The organism is Streptomyces sp. SID1328 (assembly GCF_009865595.1).
GTDB lineage: Bacteria > Actinomycetota > Actinomycetes > Streptomycetales > Streptomycetaceae > Streptomyces > Streptomyces griseoluteus.
Window position 1 is genome coordinate 1 of record NZ_WWKH01000570.1, and the last position, 1,308, is coordinate 1,308.

General features: G+C 75.5%; 1 protein-coding gene and 1 pseudogene. Both read left to right on the forward strand.

The window, feature by feature from the left end; all coding sequences use genetic code 11:
• A pseudogene (locus GT030_RS18030) lies at positions 1-282 on the forward strand (hypothetical protein); the annotation flags it as partial.
• Positions 275-1,308 (forward strand): FAD-dependent monooxygenase (locus GT030_RS18035; protein ID WP_161201965.1); only part of this gene is annotated, 1,034 nt, incomplete at its 3' end. The pseudogene GT030_RS18030 and the gene GT030_RS18035, both read left to right, overlap by 8 nt.

The following is a 1,308-nucleotide window of genomic DNA, read 5'->3' on the forward strand; positions in this document are numbered from 1 at the left end:
CTCGACACCGCCCTCGGCGCCCGCGCGTACGAGGCCGCGCTGAGCCTCGGCCACCCGCCGGAGCGGGCGCGGGCGCTGGCGTCGGCGGTGACCATCCTGGACGCGGTCGAGGCGAAGGCCCGGATGCCCGAGCCGCCCGCGACGGCGGCCGCGCCGGACACCACCGACCTGCTCCAGGAGATCGGGCCCGTCTCCCGTGCCCTCCGCCGTCCCGACGAGATCGCGGCGGTCCGTGCCCGTGCGGCCGCCGACCCAGCAGAGAGCGTTGCCGCACATGAGTGAAGTGAAGCCCACGGCCGTCGTGCTCGGCGGCTCCCTGGCCGGCATGCTCGCGGCCCGCGCCCTGGCCGCGACGGGCGCTCGTGTCACGGTGGTGGAGCGGGACGCGCTGCCCACCGGGCCCGAGCCGCGCAAGGGGCTGCCGCAGGCACGGCACGTCCACCAGTTGTGGTCGGGCGGTGCCCGCGCGCTGGAGGAGCTGCTGCCGGGAGCGCAGGCGGCGTTGAGCGCGGCCGGGGTGCGCCGGGTGCCGATGACCACGGACATGGTGGCGCTGTCGGCGCACGGCTGGTACCGGCGCTGGACGGAGTCGGCGTTCATGCTGCCGGCCGGGCGGGACCTGCTGGACTGGGTGGTCCGCAATCTGGTGCGGGCGGACGGCGCGATCGAGCTGCTGGACCGCATCGAGGCCCTCGACCTCACCGGCACCGGCCGTGCGGTGACCGGCGTGCGGGTGCGGGCCGACGGCATCGAACGCACCCTGGACGCCGATCTGGTGGTGGACGCCACCGGGCGCGGCTCCCGTGCCGCGCACTGGCTGACGGGGCTGGGCCTGCCCCAACCGGAGCGCCGGGAGGTCGACTCGGGGCTGACGTACGCCAGCCGGCTGTTCCGGGCGCCGGAGGGGGCGCGGGAGGGCTTCCCGGTGGTCAACGTCGAGCCCGATCAACGGGGTTCGCGCATCGGGCGCGGTGGGGTGCTGCTGCCGGTGGAGGACGGCGGGTGGCTCGTCACCCTGATCGGCGCCCGCACCGACCAACCGCCGTCCACGGGGGCCGAGTTCCTGCGGTACGCGCAGGAGGAGCTGCGGCATCCGCTGATCGGTGAGCTGCTCACCCACGCCGAACCGCTGACGGACGTCACGGTCACCCGGACGACCGCCAACCGGCGTCTGTTCTATGAGCGGTTGTCCGAGTGGCCCGAGGGGTTCGTCGTCCTCGGTGACGCCCTGTGCGCGCTCAACCCGGTGTACGGGCACGGCATGTCGGTGGCGGCCCGGTCGGCGCTCGTCCTGCGGGACACGGTGCG